The following is a 16,119-nucleotide window of genomic DNA, read 5'->3' on the forward strand; positions in this document are numbered from 1 at the left end:
CCTTGCGCCGTGCCCACCATCTCTCCTCCAACGGAACAGAAGTGGTGGGCACGCTTCCGCTTTGCCCACCCTACGATGCCTGCGAGCGGATCTCCACCTCGCCTCACATCCGCAACAACGCCTGCCGGTCGATCTTCCCCGTGCCCGTCTTCGGCAGCTCGTCGATAAAGATCACCTCGCGTGGATATTTGTAGGGCAGCAGCTTGCCCTTGACGTAGTCCTGCAGCCGCCGCGTCGCCTCGCTCTGGTCGGCGGTGCGGTTGTTCATCACCACCACCGCCTTGAGCGTCATGCGCCGGTCCGGCAGTTCGGCCGCGAACACCGCGCATTCGCGAATCTCGGGATGGTCGGCGAGGCACAGCTCGACCTCGAGCGGGTAGACCCACTGGCCCGAGATCTTGATGAGATCATCGGCGCGGCCGCGGAAGAAGTGAAAACCGTCGCTGTCGCGAACAAAACGGTCGCCGGTGTAGATCCACCCCTCCTCGCGGATGGTCTCGGCGGATTTGTCCGGCCGGTTCCAGTATAGCGGCGTGTTGGAATCGCCGCGCACCCACAAGATCCCTTCCTCGTCGTCGACCACGTCGCGACCGTCCTTGTCGCGGAGCGCGACCTCGTAGCCGGGAACGCGCAAGCCCGCCGCGCCGAGCTTCTTCTGCTCGGGGCGATTGGAGAGGTAGATGTGCAGCACCTCGGTCGAGCCGAGACCTTCGACGATCTCGAGGCCCGTGAGCGCCTTCCAGCCGTTGAAGACTTCGGCCGAGAGCACCTCGGCTGCCGAGAGCGCCATGCGCAGCGACGAGAAGTTCGTCTTGTCCGCGCCCTCGGCCTTGGTCAGCGACGTGTAGAGCGTGGGCAGGCCGAAGAAGACCGTCGGCTTGTATTGCTCAATCGCGGCAAAGATCGATGCCGGCTTCGGCTGCCCCGGCAGCAGCAAAGTTGCCGCGCCCGCGGAGAACGGGAAAGTGACGGAATTGCCAAAGCCATAGGCGAAGAAAATCTTCGGCACGGAGAAGCAGATGTCGTCCGGCGCCAGCTTCAGCACGTTCTGCGCAAAGGCGGTCTCGCTATAGGCCATGTCGTGCTGGAGATGCACGATGCCCTTGGGCCGACCGGTCGAGCCGGAGGAGTACATCCAGAACGCCATCTCGTTGCGATGCGTATCGGCTTCCGCAAGGTCCGTCTGGAGTTGTGCAAGCCAGCTTGTTGCCGCGAGTGCGGCAGGCGCGGCGTGCTCTCCGACCGCGCCGTTCACGACGATCAGCGTGCGCAGATTCGTGTCCTTGCATGCCTCCGCGTTGAAGCGACCGCAGAACTCGGCCTCCGCTACCGCAACGGCCGCGCCGGAATCGGCAAGATAGAATTGCAGCAGGTCCGGCGGCGTCAGCGTATTGATCAGGAGTGGCACGAAGCCTGCGCGCACCGCGCCGAAGAAGGCGGCAGGATAGGCCGGCGTGTCGTCGAGGAACAGCAGCACGCGGTCGCCGCGCTTCAGGCCGAGCGACGCAAAGCCGTTGCCCCAGCGGCAAGCCTCGGCACAGAGCTCGGCATAGGTCCGCGTGCCCGTCGGACCAATCAGCGCGAGCTTGTCGCTGCGGCCTTTGGCGAGATTGTTGAACAGCACGCGGCTGGCGTTGTAGACTTGCGGAACGGCAAAGCCGATCTCGCGGGCGCCCGCGCCGTCCGCGGGCACCTGGTCGCGAATCTCGTTACTCATGCCGTAGCCTCGCGGTCCGCGTCTCCGCCGTTCTTCTCGGCCTCGTAGCGCGCCATGAAGGCCGGCGACATCGCGCGCAGCCGCGAATCGTCGATGCGGCCGGAGCGGGTGATGTAGCTATAGGCAAAGTCCATCAGGCCAAGCTGCATGTGCTGGGCAAAGTGCTCGTACCAGAAGGCCGAGGTGCGCGCGGCATTGATCAGCTTCTGCACCACAGGCTTGCGGGCGGCCTGGTAGCGATGCAGTGCGGTCGTCAGATGCGCATCCGATTCCAGCGCCTTGACCAGCGCGATGGCGTCCTCGATCGCGAGCCGCGTGCCCGATCCGATCGAGAAATGCGCCGAGTGCAGGGCATCGCCAATCAGCACCATGTTCTTGAACGACCAGTGCTCGTTCCAGACCCAGGGAAAGTTGCGCCAGACCGACTTGTTGGAGACCAGGCAGTGGCCGCCGAGCGTGTCGGCAAACACCTCCTCGCAGACACCCTTGGACTGCTCGACGTCCTTGTAGGCGAAGCCATAGGCCTGCCAGGTCGCGTGATCGCACTCGACCAGGAAGGTGCTCATGGTCGGCGAATAGCGGTAATGGTGCGCATTGAACGCGCCGCGGTCGGTCTTCACAAAAGTCTGCGACAGCGTGTCGAAGCGCTTTGAGGTGCCGTACCAGACGAATTTGTTGGAGGAGTAGGACAGCGAGGTGCCGAAATCGCCCTCGTAGGCGCGGCGCACCAGCGAATTCAAGCCGTCGGAGGCGACGATCAGATCATGGCCGTTGAGCTGGTCGATCGTGTGAATCTGGGTGTCGAAGCGCGCCGTGACGCCGGCATCGAGCGCGCGCTTTTGCAGGAACTGCAGCAGCTCGAGCCGGCCGATCGAGGAGAAGCCGACGCCGTCAATAGCAACGGTATCGCCGCCGCGGTTCAGCGTGATGTTCTCCCAGCTCTCCATATGCGGCGCGATCGCATCGACCGTCTCGGGGTCGTCGGCGCGCAGGAACTCCAGGGCCTGGTCGGAGAACACGACGCCAAAACCCCAGGTCGCGTCGGCCGGGTTCTGTTCGAACAGGTCGACTTGATCCTCGGGGTGGCGCTTCTTCCAGAGATAGGCGAAATAGAGCCCACCGGGCCCCCCGCCAATCACGGCGATCCGCAAATTCTGCCTCCCTAATTGACAGTATACTTACTATCTCAGGGTAGACTAATGGGCCCCGGCTTCCCACGCCAGCGGAATTATCGACAAGGCGAGGTGCGCCGCAGCACGGCCGCGGGCAACCGTCTTGCGCGTGCCCGAAACCGTCAGTTGCGAACCATAGCCAAACCGCATTGGGTTGACCACCCGCGCGTCAGACGCAGCGCTTCACGTAGACCCCGTTCACCAGCACCCTGGTACAGCGGACCACCGGCCTGCGGACCACGACGGCGCCATTCGGTCCGGCGCAACCGGCGCGGTAGACGCCGCGGGCGCACACCACTGCGTTGGCATCAGACGGCTCGAAGGTCATGGTCGCTGCGAAGGCAAGCAGCGCGGAAGCGATGAGCAGGAATGCACGCATGTCTTTCTCCGGGTCTTGTCGCGATTGAAATCGGGCGTCGGCAAAAGGTTAGTCGCAAGAGGCGCGAAAATTCACGCGCACCACCCACCATCGATGGCAGCGTGAGCCGCGTGCTGCTTATCGTGCGGCGAACGGCGCCAGCACGTCCTTGCAGCCGGGCGAGAGCGACGCCGCGTTGCTGGCGATGCATTGTACGATGCGGCCACCGCCGGGCTGGACGCCAGCGCAAAGCGTGCGGATGTCGGCGCCGCAGGCGGAGCGGACGATGGACAGCTCTTCACGCGGCCGCAGCGGGCGCAGTACGATCACGGTGGGTGCGGCCGCCGGCGCGGCTCCGGCAGCCGGTGCGGCAGCAGCTGCTGGCGCCGCCGTCGCTGTTGCGCTGCCGCCACCGGCCGCAGCGGTCACGGCCTTCGCGCAAGCCGCCGAAACCTTGGCCTTGTTCTTCTCCAGGCATTCGAGCGCAGGGGCGCCGCCCGGCGGCACGCTGGCGCAAACCTTGGGATAATCGCCGCGGCATGCGCTCTTGACCGCAGCAGCTTGTGCGCTGCTCGGCGGCTTTGCCGCCGCCGCTTTCGGAGCGGCTTCTGCGGCCGGCTTCGCTGCGGGCTCGGCGGCCGGCGCTGCTTCGGTCTTTGCAGGTTCTGATTTGGCCGGTTCAGATTTGGCGGGGGCTGCTTCGGTCTTCGGAACCGCGGCAGGCTCGATCGCACGAACCGCGGTCTGGCATCCCGATGACAGGCCCGACATGTGGCTCTGCAGACATTGATACGCCTCGGCGCCGCCCGGCGTGACGCTCGCGCAATGCGCCATGAAATCCGAGCGGCATGCGGAGCGGATCGCGCTCTTCTGAGCCTCGGTCGGCGCTTGCGCGAATGCGCTTGTTGCAGTTGCGAAGAGTGCTGCGGCGAGCAACGCCCTCCGCGTCGAAACATGTTTCAATGTGTTGAACATCGGGGTGAATTCCTGCCCTGTCGGTAGTGCCGACGCTTTATTAAAAGTGATGCAAACAATCGTCGCGGGTGATGCCGCGCGCGCCATCCTTGGCCGCTTCGGCCACTACCGCAAGTAGATAATACGCGTGGAATTGCGACGTAACTACGTCTCTACAGCCTGACCATGCGCTTGCCGCGGTTCTCGCCCGCGAGCAATCCGATCAGCGCCTTCGGCGTGTTCTGCAATCCATCGATGACGTCTTCCTGCACCTTCAGCTTGCCGGATTTTACCCAGGTCTGGAGATCGGCAAGGGCGCGCTGGCTCTCCTTCATGTAGTCCATCACGATGAAGCCCTGCATCACGAGCCGCTTCACCACGATCAGGCCGGGCACGCCGCGCGGGCCGTGTGCCGACGGCGTCCCGTCATACTGCGAGATCGCACCGCAGCAGGCGATGCGGCCGTAATTGTTCATCTGCGGAATGCAGGCTTCCAGGATGTCGCCGCCGACATTGTCGAAATAGACGTCGATGCCCTTTGGTGCGGCCGCGCGCAGCGCCTTGAACACGGCGCCGTCCTTGTAGTCGACAGCCTCATCGAAGCCGAGCTCGGAGGTCAGCCAGTGGCATTTGTCGGCGCCGCCGGCGATGCCGATGACGCGGCATCCCTTGATCTTGGCGATCTGCCCGACGATCGAGCCGACCGAGCCCGCGGCCGCCGAGACAACGACGGTCTCGCCTTCCCTGGGCTTGCCGACCTCGAGCAGGCCGAAATAGGCGGTGAGGCCGGCGATGCCGAACACGCTGAGCAGATGCGTCATCGGCTCGAGCTTCGGCATTTTCGTCAAATGCTTTGCGGGCACTGCGGCAAACTCCTGCCAGCCGGTGTCACCGAACACGATGTCGCCCGGAGCAAGCTCAGGCGCCTTGGAGCTGACGACCTCGGCAATGCCGCCGCCGGCCATCACGCTGTTCGCTTCGACGGCCGAACGATACGTCGCCCCGTGCATCCAGGCGCGATTGGCGGCGTCGAGCGAGATGTAACGCACGTGTAGCAACGCCTCGCCGTCCTTCGGTTCCGGCAATGCGCTCTCGACCATCTTGAAATGCTCGGGGCCGAGCTTGCCGCTGGGCTTTTCCACCAGAAGAATTTGGCGATTGCGGCTTCCGGTCATGGTGTTCCCTCTCTCATTGCTTGACGTTTATTGATGCAGTTGCCGCAAACAAAACGAGCAAGCCGCATTCGTTGTGCGCTGCATGAAGGCTAGATCGCGGCGTTCGGTTTCGCAACGGGAACATCCGGCTCAAGGGAGCGCACGCAAAGCGTGTTGCGTCGCCGTCATATCTGCGACATCATGAAGCGGTCGGTGTAGTGGGGGTCATTGATGTCGAACAGGTTTACGCAATACATTTTGGCGGCGATGGTGCTGGGCATCATCATGGGCTCGGCGATTTACAATTTCCTGCCGGATACGCGTGGAGATTGGGCGTCGTCCATCAACCTGATCGCCGTGATCTTCCTGCGCCTGATTAAGATGATCATCGCGCCGCTGGTGTTTGCGACCCTGGTCGGCGGCATCGCCCATATGGGTTCGGGCTCCAAGCTCGGCCGCATCTTCGCCAAGACCATGGGCTGGTTCGTCAGCGCTTCCTTCGTGTCGCTGATGCTCGGCCTCGTCATGGTCAACCTGCTCCAGCCCGGCGCCAACTTCCCCGGCACGCTGCCTGACAAGGCGCAGTCGACCGGCCTGCCGGTCTCCGCCTTCTCGATCGAGAAATTCCTGACCCATCTGATCCCGACCTCGATCGCGGATGCGATGGCACAGAACGAGATCCTCCAGATCGTGATCTTCGCCGTGTTCTTCTCGGTGGCGATGGGTGCGCTGCCGGAGCGCTCCAAGCAGATCCTGGTGCTGATCGACGATCTCGGCCACATCATGCTGAAGGTGACGAGCTATGTGATGCTGTTCGCTCCGTTCGCGGTCTGGGCCGCGATCACCGCGACCGTCGCCAAGAACGGCCTGCTAGTGCTCTGGAAGCTCATCGTGTTCATGGGCGGCTTCTATCTCTCGCTCTTCATCCTCTGGGGCATCCTGGTGATGGTCGGCTTCATCGTGATCGGGCCGCGCTACAGCCATCTGCTCAGGCTGATCCGCGAGCCGCTGATGATCGCGTTCTCCACCGCGAGCTCGGAAGCGGCCTATCCGAAGACGCTGGAAGGACTGAACAAGTTCGGCGCCTCGTCGCGAATCTCGAGCTTCGTGCTGCCGCTCGGCTATTCCTTCAACCTCGACGGCACGATGATGTACTGCACCTTCGCGAGCATCTTCATCGCGCAGAGCTACCACATCGACATGCCGCTCGGCACGCAGCTGGCGATGCTGGCGACCCTGATGATCACCTCGAAGGGCGTCGCCGGCGTGCCGCGCGCCTCCCTTGTCGTGATCGCCTCGACGCTGTCGCAGTTCAACATCCCCGAGGCGGGGCTGCTGATGATCATGGGCATCGACACTTTCCTCGACATGGGCCGCAGCGCTACCAACGTGATCGGCAACACGCTGGCGACCTCGGTCGTGGCGAAGTGGGAAGGCGAGCTCGGACCCAAGCACGAGCTCGGAGCTGGCGATGTCGTGCCCGGCGACATGGTGCCGGGCGAAGTGCCTGCGATGGCCGGCCACTGACGGGAGTGCTTCATGCGCCCTTTGACGGCGATTTCGGGCAGCCTGTTGCTGGCAGCATGTCTGCTGGCTACGGGCGCCTGGGCCCAGACCGGCGGCAGCGAGGGGCTTAGCCCGACGCTGCTCGCCATCAAGAACGCGCACGCCGTGCGGCTCGGCTATCGCGAAAGCTCGCCGCCGTTCTCCTTCCTCGACCAGTCGGGCCGCCCGATCGGATATAGTCTCGAATTGTGCGAGGCTATCGTCGAGGAGATCGGCGTCGAGGTCGACGATCCCAATCTGAAGATCGACTACGTCAAGGTCACGTCGGACGACCGTATCGACGCGGTGCTCCAGAACAAGATCGATCTGGAATGCGGCTCGACCACGGCCAATTCCGAGCGCGGCAAGCGGGTGGCGTTCTCGCCACTGATGTTCGTCGCCGGCACCAAGCTGATGGTGCCGAAGGCGTCCAGCGTCCAGTCGCTGACTGATCTCAAGGGCAAGACCATCGTGGTGACGAAGGGCACCACCAACGAGCAGGCGATCCAGGCCGCGGACAAGAAATCCTCGCTGGGGCTGAACATCGTCGTCGGTGCCGATCACGAGCAGTCGTACCAGATGCTGGTCGACGGCAAGGCCGACGCCTTCGCGACCGACGACATTCTCCTCTCGGGCCTGATCGTCCGCCACAAGGCGCAGGACAAGTTCCGCGTCACCGGCGACTTCCTGTCGTACGACCCCTACGGCATCATGTTCCGCAAGGGCGAGCCGCAACTCTCAGCCGTGGTGGACCGCACCTTCCGCAAGCTCGGCTCCAACCACGACCTCGTGCCGCTCTACAACAAATGGTTTGTCGCGCGGATGCCGACCGGCGAGCGGATGAACGTGCCGATCTCGCTGCAGCTGGAAGAAGCCTTCAAGGCGATGGACGATTCCGCGAGCGCGAATAATTGATGGCGGTCTCTTTTACCCTCCCCCTCCAGGGCCTGGAGGGGGAGGGTCGATCGCGCGTAGCGCGAGCGGGGTGGGGTGACGGTCTCTCCGCGACGAACAGTGCCCGAGTGGAGAGATCACCCCACCCCGTCACGCAATCTCGCTTCGCTCGATCGCGTACCGACCCTCCCCCTCCAGGTCCCTCCAGGGGAGGGTGAATTGAGTCCGCGGCTATTTGTGTTCCCCAAACACCCGATCCAGCGCCGCGTCGTACGTCGCCTGCACCAGCTCCGGATGCAGCTTCGCCAGCGCTTCCATCATCACGCCGGAATTGATTTCCAGCACGCGCCAGTCGGCATCGACACGGACCACATCGATCGACGCGAAGGCGATGTCGATCGCCCTCGCGGCGTCGACCGCGAGCTTCACGCAGGCCGCGCGGACCTCGCCGCCTTCCAGCAGCACGGGCTTTGCGCCGGCGTCGAGATTGTGCCGCCAATCCGAGCCACGCTGCTTGCTGTAGACGACGCGGGGGACATCATCGAGCAGGATCACACGGACCTCGTCCTCGATCTCGACATAAGGCGAGAGCACGAGCCCTGTGCTCATCGAAAAGACCTCGCCGGCCGCGTGGTCGAGTTCGGTCTCTGTCGTCACCTTGAAGACCGATCGTCCCGACGTCCCCTCGTTGGGCTTCACCACCACGCCTTGCGGATTGTCGTGAAGCAGCCCAAGCATGGCCTCTCGCCAGGCGGCATCAACAACGTTGCTGCCCAGCTTCGGGTTGAGGAAGAGGTGATGCGGAATGCAGGGGACGCATCCAAGCGACAGCGTCTCGGCAGTCGCCGATTTGTCGTTGGCAAGGCGATGGGCGATCGCGCTGTTGAGGCCGATGTCGTAGCCGAAGGCGAAGCGACGCATCTCGCCACGGCGCATGGCGATCAGCCAGCCGCCCGGGCGGACATCGACGTCGATGCTATGACGCGCGCCATAGCTCCTGATCGCTTGGACGAAGATCCGCTCGCCGCTTGTCATGTCCAGATCGTTCCAGTCGCCAAAAGCCGCAAAAATGCGGGAAATGGCGCCAAGCCGGGGTAAAAATCAGAGCTATTCTTAATGAAATTCTTGCGAGCGCGATGGAAATTAAGTGCTGCAATTGCGCCCGAAAGGGAAAAGAAATTGCCCTCTGCGCCGCCCGGACAGCAGATCCGTTAATGGTGTGGCCGTTTCCGCCGCAAATGCCGCATTGACCGGCATCAATTGCATCCGGAACGAGGTTGATTATTGGCCTCAATGGCGTAGATCACACAGGCGAAATCCTCCGCCATGGCAATGGTGTCCGCCCCGTTTTCAGGGCCGGGCAACGCTTTTGCCCTAAAATCGCAATTATTCGGAATATCGAAAATCATGAGCGCGTTTTACCGAGAGAAGGTTCTTTCCGTCCAGCACTGGACCGACACGCTGTTCAGCTTCCGCGCCACGCGCGATACCGGCTTCCGCTTCCAGAACGGCCAGTTCGCGATGATCGGCCTCGAGGTCGATGGCCGTCCGCTGCTGCGCGCCTACAGCATGGCCAGTGCCAATCACGAGGAAGAGCTCGAGTTCTTCTCGATCAAGGTGCAGGACGGACCGCTGACCTCGCGCCTGCAGAAGATCAAGGAAGGCGACACCATTCTGGTCGGCCGCAAGGCGACCGGCACGCTGATCACCGACAACCTCATCCCCGGCAAGCGGCTGATGCTGCTCTCGACCGGCACCGGCCTTGCGCCCTTCGCCAGCCTGATCAAGGATCCCGAGGTCTATGACCAGTTCGACAGCATCGTGCTGGTGCACGGCTGCCGCCAGGTCTCCGAGCTCGCTTATGGCGAGAAGCTCGTCGCGAATTTGCGCGAGGACGAGCTGTTCGGTGAGCTGCTCGCGGACAAGTTGATCTATTATCCGACCGTGACCCGCGAGCCGTTCCGCAATCGCGGCCGCATCACCGACCTCATCAGCTCCGAGCAGATGTTCAACGACATCGGCCAGGGCCCGCTCGACATCGCAACCGACCGCATCATGATGTGCGGCAGCCCGGCGATGCTCGAAGAGCTCAAGGTGATGTTCGAGGGCCGCGATTTCGTCGAAGGCTCCGGCAACAAGCCCGGCCACTTCGTGATCGAGAAGGCGTTCGTCGAGCGCTGATACCCGCCAACACCGCCGTCGTCCCGGGTCTGCGCTGACGCTTGCCCGGGACGACGGCGGAGAGTGTGGCTGGCATCTCGGCTCGCACCCTCACTACCACCCTCACCATCCTCCCCCGACCTTGTCATTGGCGTTGCCCGCGCCCGCCTTGTTATAAGCGCGCGGCAAAATCTCGCAGCGATGTTGCGATGCGAGAAGTGGGGGAGCTGCGCCTTGCGCGCCACGGTGTGATTCCGCACGAGGCGCAGCTGCATGGCCACTGAATTGGTCACTGATTTGTCATGTCATTGAATCTATTGCAGTGCAAAAGCCCGCATCCGGAGGAATTGATCTGAAGCGTGCGGATTCGGTAGCCTCAGGACCGGTCCGCGTCATATCCATAGACCCGGCGCGGGCGTATCATACCCCGTCATCCTGACGAGAGGGACGTGGTCGTGGCCAACGAGAACAAGACGCAAGCTTCGCCCGAGGGCCTGATGGAAACCCTGCTGCTTCCATTCTCGCCGCGCTTCATCATCCTGACGATCTGCGCGGTCGTCACCGCATTGCTGATCGGCATCGGCATCGCCGACCGCAAGATCTTCGACATCCTGCTGGTCCCGATCTGCATCTTCGGCGCCCTGACGCTGCTCGGCGTCCGCGATCTCATGCAGAAGGGCCATGCGGTTCTGCGCAACTACCCGATCTCGGCGCATATCCGCTTCCTGCTCGAAGAAATTCGCCCGGAGATGCGACAATATTTCTTCGAGAGCGAAAAAGACGGCATGCCGTTCTCGCGCGACATTCGCGCGCTGGTCTATCAGCGCGCCAAGATGCAGCTCGACAAGCGTCCGTTCGGCACCCAGGAGGATGTCTATCGCGATGGCTATGAGTGGATGCATCACTCGGTGTCGCCGAAGGCGCACGCCGAGGAGAAGTTTCGTGTCACCATCGGCGGGCCGGACTGCGCAAAACCCTATTCGGCCTCAGTGTTCAACATCTCGGCGATGAGCTTTGGCGCGCTCAGCCCCAATGCGGTGCGCGCGCTCAATGCCGGCGCCAAGAAGGGCGGCTTCGCCCATGATACCGGCGAAGGCGGCTTCAGCCCCTATCACGCCGAGATGGGCGGCGACATCATCTGGGAGATCGGCTCCGGCTATTTCGGCTGCCGTCATCTCGACGGCACGTTCGATCCCGAGGCGTTCGCGCGCGTCGCGAGCCAGGACCAGATCAAGATGGTCGAGCTCAAGATCAGCCAGGGCGCCAAGCCCGGCCATGGCGGCGTGCTGCCGGCGGCGAAGGTCTCGGAGGAGATTTCCAAGATCCGCGGCGTCACCATGGGCGAGGACTGCATCTCGCCGGCCTCGCATCGCGCCTTCTCGACGCCTGTTGGCATGATGCAGTTCATCGCCGAGATGCGAAAGCTCTCCGGCGGCAAGCCGGCTGGCTTCAAGCTCTGCATCGGCCATCCCTGGGAGTTTCTGGCGATCTGCAAGGCGATGCTGGAGACCGGCATCTATCCCGATTTCATCGTCGTCGACGGCAACGAGGGCGGCACCGGTGCCGCGCCGCTCGAGTTCATGGATCATCTGGGCATGCCGATGCGCGAAGGCGTCAGTTTCGTCCATAACGCGCTGGTCGGGATCAATGCCCGCGACCGCATCAAGATCGGCGCGTCCGGCAAGATCGCCACCGCCTTCGACCTGGCGCGCGCGATGGCGATCGGCGCCGACTGGTGCAATTCCGCGCGTGGCTTCATGTTCTCGCTCGGCTGCATCCAGTCGCTGAGCTGCCACACCGACCGCTGTCCGACCGGAGTCGCGACCCAGGACCCGACGCGGGCACGTGCGCTCTACGTGCCGCTCAAGATCGACCGCGTGCACAATTATCATCGCGCCACGCTGCACTCGCTGACCGAGCTGATCGCGGCGGCCGGTCTCACCCATCCGCAGGAGCTGCGCCCGGTTCATTTCAGCCAGCGGACCTCGACGACCCGTGTGCAGTCCTTCGCACAGCTCTATCCGGCGCTGCGCCCGGGCGAGCTGCTCGAAGGGACGGAAGATCCGCGGTTCGGCGACGCCTGGCGGATGGCGCGGGCAGATTCGTTTCAGCCGGCGCTGTGAGGTTCCGCTCCACCACATGATACCGCCGCACCCTGCTGCGGGGCGTAAATTCATCGCACGCCGGTTGCATTTTAACCTCTGTGTCAGCTTCGGGTGTAAATTGGCCCAATGGACGAAGAACGACGCAACAAGGCCAGGCATCGTGTGTTGAAAGCCGGAACCATCGAGTTCGGCGGCGGCGCGATCGACTGCACCGTCCGCAATTTCTCCGCCACCGGCGCAGCCCTCGACGTCACCAGCCCGGTCGGCATTCCCGAGCATTTCACCCTATCGATCAAGGCCGATGGCGCGCATCTCGCCTGCACGGTGGTGTGGCGCAAGGAAAAGCGGATCGGGGTAAGGTTCGGGTGAGGGTGTCGCACGAGCGCTCGCTCACCCCGTCTCGACCTCACTTAGCCGGCTCGCCAAAATCTTGTCGATCCGCCTGCCGTCGAGATCGACCACCTCGATGTGCCAGCCGGCAAAGTCGAAGGCGTCGCCGACATTGGGCAGCACGTTGAATTGCTGCAGCACGAGGCCGGCCACCGTGTTGTAGCGGTGATGCGGCGGCAGCTCGATGCCCAGCAGCTCGCCGAACTCGTCGACCGGCATCCAGCCTGCGACGAGGAGCGACGAGTCCGCGCGCCTGACGTAAGCCGGCTCCGGAGGCCCTTCCTCGGAATGGAAGGCGCCGACGATCGACTCCAGAATATCGGCTGCCGTCACCACGCCCTCGAACGCGCCGTACTCGTCATAAACGAAACCGACATGAACCGGCGCAGCTCTCAGGATTGCCAGCACATCGCGGGCATCGGCTGATGCGGGAATGCTTGGCGCTTCGCGGATAAGCGCCCGCAGATCCGGCGTGCGTTCGTTCATATACGCGACCAGCAGGTCCTTCGCCTGGAGCACGCCGATCGGCTTGTCGCGATCGCCGTCGGAGACCGGAAAGCGCGAGTGCGGGCTCTTCGCGATCAGCGTCTGGATCGTGGCTTGGTCATCGCTCAGGTCGATTTCGTCGACCTCCGTGCGCGGCGTCATGATCGCGCCGACCGGCCGGTCGCCGAGCCGCATCACGCCGGCGATCATCTCCTTTTCGCCCGACTCCAGAACGCCCGCGCTTTCGGCCTCGTTGACAAGATGATGAATCTCGTCCTCCGACACCTTCTCCTCGGCTTTGCCGCCGCGGCCGAGCAGCGTGAGGATCAGCTTGCCGGAGAGATCGAGCAGAAATACGAGCGGCAGCGAGACCCGCGCCAGCACGTGCATTGCGGGCGCGACCTTCACCGCGATGCTTTCAGGGTTGCGCAGCGCCACCTGCTTCGGCACCAGCTCGCCGATGATCAGGGTCGCATAGGTGATGATGGTGACGACGATGCCGACGCCGACGATGTCGGCAATGCCCGAGGACAGGCCGAGCTCGACCAGCCATTGCGTCAGCCGTTGCCCGAGCGTCGCGCCGGAGAACGCGCCCGACAGCACGCCGACCAGCGTGATGCCGATCTGCACCGTCGAGAGAAACTTTCCGGGATCGGCGGCCAGTGTCAGCGCGCGCTCGGCGCCGCGCACGCCCTTGGCGGCCAGCAGCGACAGCCGCGCCGGGCGCGATGAGACCACGGCGAGCTCCGACATGGACAGCAGGCCGTTGATGACGATCAGGACGACGACGATGATGAGTTCGACAGACAACATTGTGCGCGAGCGAAGGGGAAAATCAGCCCGGCGGACGCCGGACCAAGCCGGTTATATATGAACGCGATGCGCACCTTGCCCGGTTCCGACCAAATTGTCGCACCGCCCGCCGGACATGTGTTCCCGGAGCCTCAGAATTCGGCGTGCAGGCGGCCCGAGAAGATCGAGACCGGCCCGCGATCGGCGTTGTAGGCAGGGTTGACGATGAGCTGATAGTCGGCGGTCAGCGTCACGCCCTTGATCACCGAATAGGCGTAGTAGGCCTCGAGGATGCGTTCGGTGCGATAGTTGAGCTGGCCGTCGCCGATCAGGAGACCGGTGCCGCCGGCGGCGAGGAAGTCGCGATGCGCGGCCGACAGGCCGTTGATGGCGCCGCCGATGCCGACCGTATCGTCCGGACGCCCCCAGCGACTGCCCTTGATCGACAGGCCGCCCGAAAGGCTGCGGTCGATATCGGTGAAGTTCAGGATCTGGTTCTGGCCGTCGTTCCAGCTTGCCCGCGCGAACAGCCCGACATCCTTGACGATCTGCTGCTCGAGATTGACGTAGAAGCCGTATTTGAGACGATTGCGCTGGGTCACGGCGGCGATGTCGTTGATGTCGAGCGCCGGATTGGCCGCGGCCAGGTCCACCACCTGCTGATAGTTCGCGGTGTTGCCGCTATTGGCGAAGACGCCGACGCGCAATTTGCCGGGCTGCTCGAAGATCGAATGACGCTCCTCGAACTCGACGACGGTGCCGCCGGTCTTGAAGGTGAGCACGTCGCTGTTGGGCGCGGCCGGCACCTGGAACAGGCCGGCGCGGATCGCCCAATCCTTGCGGTTGAGCTCGACCACAGCGCCGCGGGTGTAGCCGGGCAGGTCGGCGGGGAAGTCATAGGCGGCCGATGCCCACATCGCCCAATTCATGAAATCGGCGCGAGGATCTTTTGCATACGAGTTGCCGTCGAAGAAATCGCCGACTGCGAACCGACCGACGACCAGCGTGACGCGATCAATGTCGCGTTTTCCCGCGAGCTGGTTCGGACTGTCATCGACCGTCTCCTGCTCGCCGCCGAGTCCAAATGTCTGCTTGAGATAATAGCGCTGCGCCCGGATTTTCGGGAAGGCCGCGCCGGCCTTCTGCGCTTCGCCGTTGGAGAAGCCGGCAAGCCCGAGCGTGCCGTTGAGGCCAAAACCCTGCGCCAGCTCGGGGTTGAAATAGAACTCGCCGCCGTCCCAGAGCCGCGCTCCCAGAAACGCCGTCGTCGTCCAGGTCGCCTGGAACTGGCCGCGACCGGGAAGGCTCTGCGGACTCGCATAGGGCGAATGGATCGGCCCATAGCCTTGCGGCAGCACCGTGGTCTGGGCGTGGACGTTCCAGTCGTCGGATTCAGGCAGCTTGGCCTTGCCGCCGGCCACCGGCATCCACGGCGTGTCGCCGAACTGGTAATTCAGGCCGAGCTTGAACAGATGAATGCGCGGATCGACATTGACGCTGCCGAGGCCAAAGCCGCTGAGATCGTAAGTCTTGCGAGAGAGGTCGACATATTCGTATTCGGCCTTCGCAGTCCAGTTGCCGCTGACGGCGTATTCGAGACCGAGGCCCGCAGTCCATCCGGCCTGGTAGTGGCCGACCGGAAATAATCCGGTGACGCCATCGCCGTCATTGACGTTGATGTGGGTATGGCCCCAGGCCAAGCCGCCAGTGACATAGGGCATGAATCGGTCGAACGCATAACCGATGCGGCCGCGCACGGTGCCGACATAATCAATCGTGGTGTGGAATGGCGCCGGCGAACGTGCGAGTGCCGGACCGTCAGACGGACTCGTAAAGGTCGAATCCGCCTCGATGCCGAGCACGACGCGGTTGGAAAGTTGCCGGTTGTAACCGAGCTGATAACCGCCGGTGAGCCCGGTCGCGCTGTGCGGCAGGACGACGCCCTGCTCAGGCATGGGATTGGTGCCGGGTCCGAAGCTCGCGTCGCCATAGCCGAAATGGCCGCCGACATAGAAGCCGGTCCACTCATAGATTGTTTTCGCGGCGCGCGCCTTCAGCGGCAGATCGGCGGCAAAGCTCGCGCCCGGCAGCGCGAGCACGCCCGAGGCAAGCGCCGCAGCCGTCCGCAAATACCTGTAACGGTGACCTCTCAACGTCAAAACTACGCCCCCAGACGCGACCGTGCCCCAACCGCGCCCGACATCCCTGCCGATTCGCGGTGCTCCTGTCATCAGGGTCTTGGCTGTTTGCGCGACCGGACGAGACCAGCTCGTTTCGATGCGTTTCGCCCCAAGGTCTTGCCAAGCCCCTGCGCTCGCTGCGAACCTTATTGCTAATAATTCGCAATAGCAACTAGTTCAGAATGTCGCAGGAGATGGTTCGCACCGCTATG

General features: G+C 63.5%; 14 protein-coding genes. 5 read left to right on the forward strand and 9 right to left on the reverse strand.

The window, feature by feature from the left end; genetic code table 11:
• Positions 1 to 103: 103 nt before the first annotated feature.
• The 5 genes from ABID59_RS32075 to ABID59_RS32095 form a co-directional block, all read right to left on the reverse strand.
• The gene (locus ABID59_RS32075; protein ID WP_354086021.1) at positions 104 to 1,717 is read right to left on the reverse strand and encodes a benzoate-CoA ligase family protein; all 1,614 of its coding nucleotides are present in this window, start codon (positions 1,715 to 1,717) and stop codon (positions 104 to 106) included.
• A complete protein-coding gene (locus ABID59_RS32080; protein WP_187434918.1) occupies positions 1,714 to 2,868 on the reverse strand; it encodes an FAD-dependent monooxygenase in 1,155 nt (384 codons plus the stop codon). The genes ABID59_RS32075 and ABID59_RS32080 overlap by 4 nt, the downstream gene beginning before the upstream one ends.
• A gap of 190 nt (positions 2,869 to 3,058) precedes the next feature.
• On the reverse strand, positions 3,059 to 3,268 hold the full coding sequence (locus ABID59_RS32085) for a hypothetical protein (RefSeq protein WP_148751877.1): 210 nt from the start codon (positions 3,266 to 3,268) through the stop codon (positions 3,059 to 3,061).
• Positions 3,269 to 3,385: 117 nt separating this feature from the next.
• Positions 3,386 to 4,222, reverse strand: a complete 837-nt coding sequence (locus ABID59_RS32090; protein ID WP_354086022.1) for a cysteine rich repeat-containing protein — start codon at positions 4,220 to 4,222, stop codon at positions 3,386 to 3,388.
• Between the two features lie 152 nt (positions 4,223 to 4,374).
• A complete protein-coding gene (locus ABID59_RS32095) occupies positions 4,375 to 5,376 on the reverse strand; it encodes an NADP-dependent oxidoreductase (protein WP_354086023.1) in 1,002 nt (333 codons plus the stop codon).
• Between the two features lie 210 nt (positions 5,377 to 5,586).
• Here ABID59_RS32095 and ABID59_RS32100 point away from each other — a divergent pair, with 210 nt between their 5' ends.
• Together ABID59_RS32100 and ABID59_RS32105 are read left to right on the forward strand one after the other, a co-directional pair.
• Positions 5,587 to 6,882, forward strand: a complete 1,296-nt coding sequence (locus ABID59_RS32100; RefSeq protein WP_354086024.1) for a dicarboxylate/amino acid:cation symporter — start codon at positions 5,587 to 5,589, stop codon at positions 6,880 to 6,882.
• A 12-nt stretch (positions 6,883 to 6,894) separates the two neighbouring features.
• Positions 6,895 to 7,815: an amino acid ABC transporter substrate-binding protein gene (locus tag ABID59_RS32105; RefSeq protein WP_354086025.1), complete on the forward strand. Its 921-nt coding sequence runs from the start codon at positions 6,895 to 6,897 to the stop codon at positions 7,813 to 7,815.
• Positions 7,816 to 8,025: 210 nt separating this feature from the next.
• Here the strand turns inward: ABID59_RS32105 and ABID59_RS32110 are convergent, their stop codons facing one another.
• Both ABID59_RS32110 and ABID59_RS32115 read right to left on the reverse strand, forming a co-directional pair.
• A complete protein-coding gene (locus tag ABID59_RS32110) occupies positions 8,026 to 8,829 on the reverse strand; it encodes an ATP-grasp domain-containing protein (RefSeq protein ID WP_354086026.1) in 804 nt (267 codons plus the stop codon).
• 221 nt (positions 8,830 to 9,050) lie between these two features.
• The gene (locus ABID59_RS32115) at positions 9,051 to 9,203 is read right to left on the reverse strand and encodes a hypothetical protein (RefSeq protein WP_354086027.1); all 153 of its coding nucleotides are present in this window, start codon (positions 9,201 to 9,203) and stop codon (positions 9,051 to 9,053) included.
• On the opposite strand from ABID59_RS32115, the gene ABID59_RS32120 reads away from it, so the two are divergent.
• From ABID59_RS32120 to ABID59_RS32130, 3 genes are all read left to right on the forward strand, one after another.
• Entirely contained in the window at positions 9,202 to 9,975 is a 774-nt protein-coding gene (locus ABID59_RS32120; RefSeq protein ID WP_354086028.1) for a ferredoxin--NADP reductase, read from the forward strand. The genes ABID59_RS32115 and ABID59_RS32120 overlap by 2 nt on opposite strands.
• Positions 9,976 to 10,451: 476 nt before the next feature.
• Positions 10,452 to 12,077, forward strand: a complete 1,626-nt coding sequence (locus ABID59_RS32125) for an FMN-binding glutamate synthase family protein (RefSeq protein ID WP_354086111.1) — start codon at positions 10,452 to 10,454, stop codon at positions 12,075 to 12,077.
• Positions 12,078 to 12,185: 108 nt separating this feature from the next.
• Positions 12,186 to 12,428, forward strand: coding sequence for a PilZ domain-containing protein (locus ABID59_RS32130; RefSeq protein ID WP_148751870.1), 243 nt, complete (start codon positions 12,186 to 12,188; stop codon positions 12,426 to 12,428).
• A gap of 21 nt (positions 12,429 to 12,449) precedes the next feature.
• Here the strand turns inward: ABID59_RS32130 and ABID59_RS32135 are convergent, their stop codons facing one another.
• Entirely contained in the window at positions 12,450 to 13,748 is a 1,299-nt protein-coding gene (locus tag ABID59_RS32135) for a hemolysin family protein (protein WP_354086029.1), read from the reverse strand.
• Between the two features lie 131 nt (positions 13,749 to 13,879).
• Entirely contained in the window at positions 13,880 to 15,856 is a 1,977-nt protein-coding gene (locus tag ABID59_RS32140; protein ID WP_354086030.1) for a carbohydrate porin, read from the reverse strand.
• Positions 15,857 to 16,119: the final 263 nt, after the last annotated feature.

Origin of the sequence: Bradyrhizobium sp. S3.3.6 (genome assembly GCF_040546905.1) — a bacterium.
Taxonomy (GTDB): domain Bacteria; phylum Pseudomonadota; class Alphaproteobacteria; order Rhizobiales; family Xanthobacteraceae; genus Bradyrhizobium; species Bradyrhizobium cytisi.

What these genes read in the sequence shown, in the direction of transcription:
- ABID59_RS32095 (WP_354086023.1), bottom strand. Translation starts at nt 5,376, where the DNA reads ATGACCGGAAGCCGCAATCGCCAAATTCTTCTGGTGGAAAAGCCCAGC.
- ABID59_RS32115 (WP_354086027.1), bottom strand. Translation starts at nt 9,203, where the DNA reads ATGATTTTCGATATTCCGAATAATTGCGATTTTAGGGCAAAAGCGTTG.
- ABID59_RS32090 (WP_354086022.1), bottom strand. Translation starts at nt 4,222, where the DNA reads ATGTTCAACACATTGAAACATGTTTCGACGCGGAGGGCGTTGCTCGCC.
- ABID59_RS32125 (WP_354086111.1), top strand. Translation starts at nt 10,452, where the DNA reads ATGGAAACCCTGCTGCTTCCATTCTCGCCGCGCTTCATCATCCTGACG.
- ABID59_RS32075 (WP_354086021.1), bottom strand. Translation starts at nt 1,717, where the DNA reads ATGAGTAACGAGATTCGCGACCAGGTGCCCGCGGACGGCGCGGGCGCC.
- ABID59_RS32110 (WP_354086026.1), bottom strand. Translation starts at nt 8,829, where the DNA reads ATGACAAGCGGCGAGCGGATCTTCGTCCAAGCGATCAGGAGCTATGGC.
- ABID59_RS32085 (WP_148751877.1), bottom strand. Translation starts at nt 3,268, where the DNA reads ATGCGTGCATTCCTGCTCATCGCTTCCGCGCTGCTTGCCTTCGCAGCG.
- ABID59_RS32135 (WP_354086029.1), bottom strand. Translation starts at nt 13,748, where the DNA reads ATGTTGTCTGTCGAACTCATCATCGTCGTCGTCCTGATCGTCATCAAC.
- ABID59_RS32105 (WP_354086025.1), top strand. Translation starts at nt 6,895, where the DNA reads ATGCGCCCTTTGACGGCGATTTCGGGCAGCCTGTTGCTGGCAGCATGT.
- ABID59_RS32130 (WP_148751870.1), top strand. Translation starts at nt 12,186, where the DNA reads ATGGACGAAGAACGACGCAACAAGGCCAGGCATCGTGTGTTGAAAGCC.
- ABID59_RS32100 (WP_354086024.1), top strand. Translation starts at nt 5,587, where the DNA reads ATGTCGAACAGGTTTACGCAATACATTTTGGCGGCGATGGTGCTGGGC.
- ABID59_RS32120 (WP_354086028.1), top strand. Translation starts at nt 9,202, where the DNA reads ATGAGCGCGTTTTACCGAGAGAAGGTTCTTTCCGTCCAGCACTGGACC.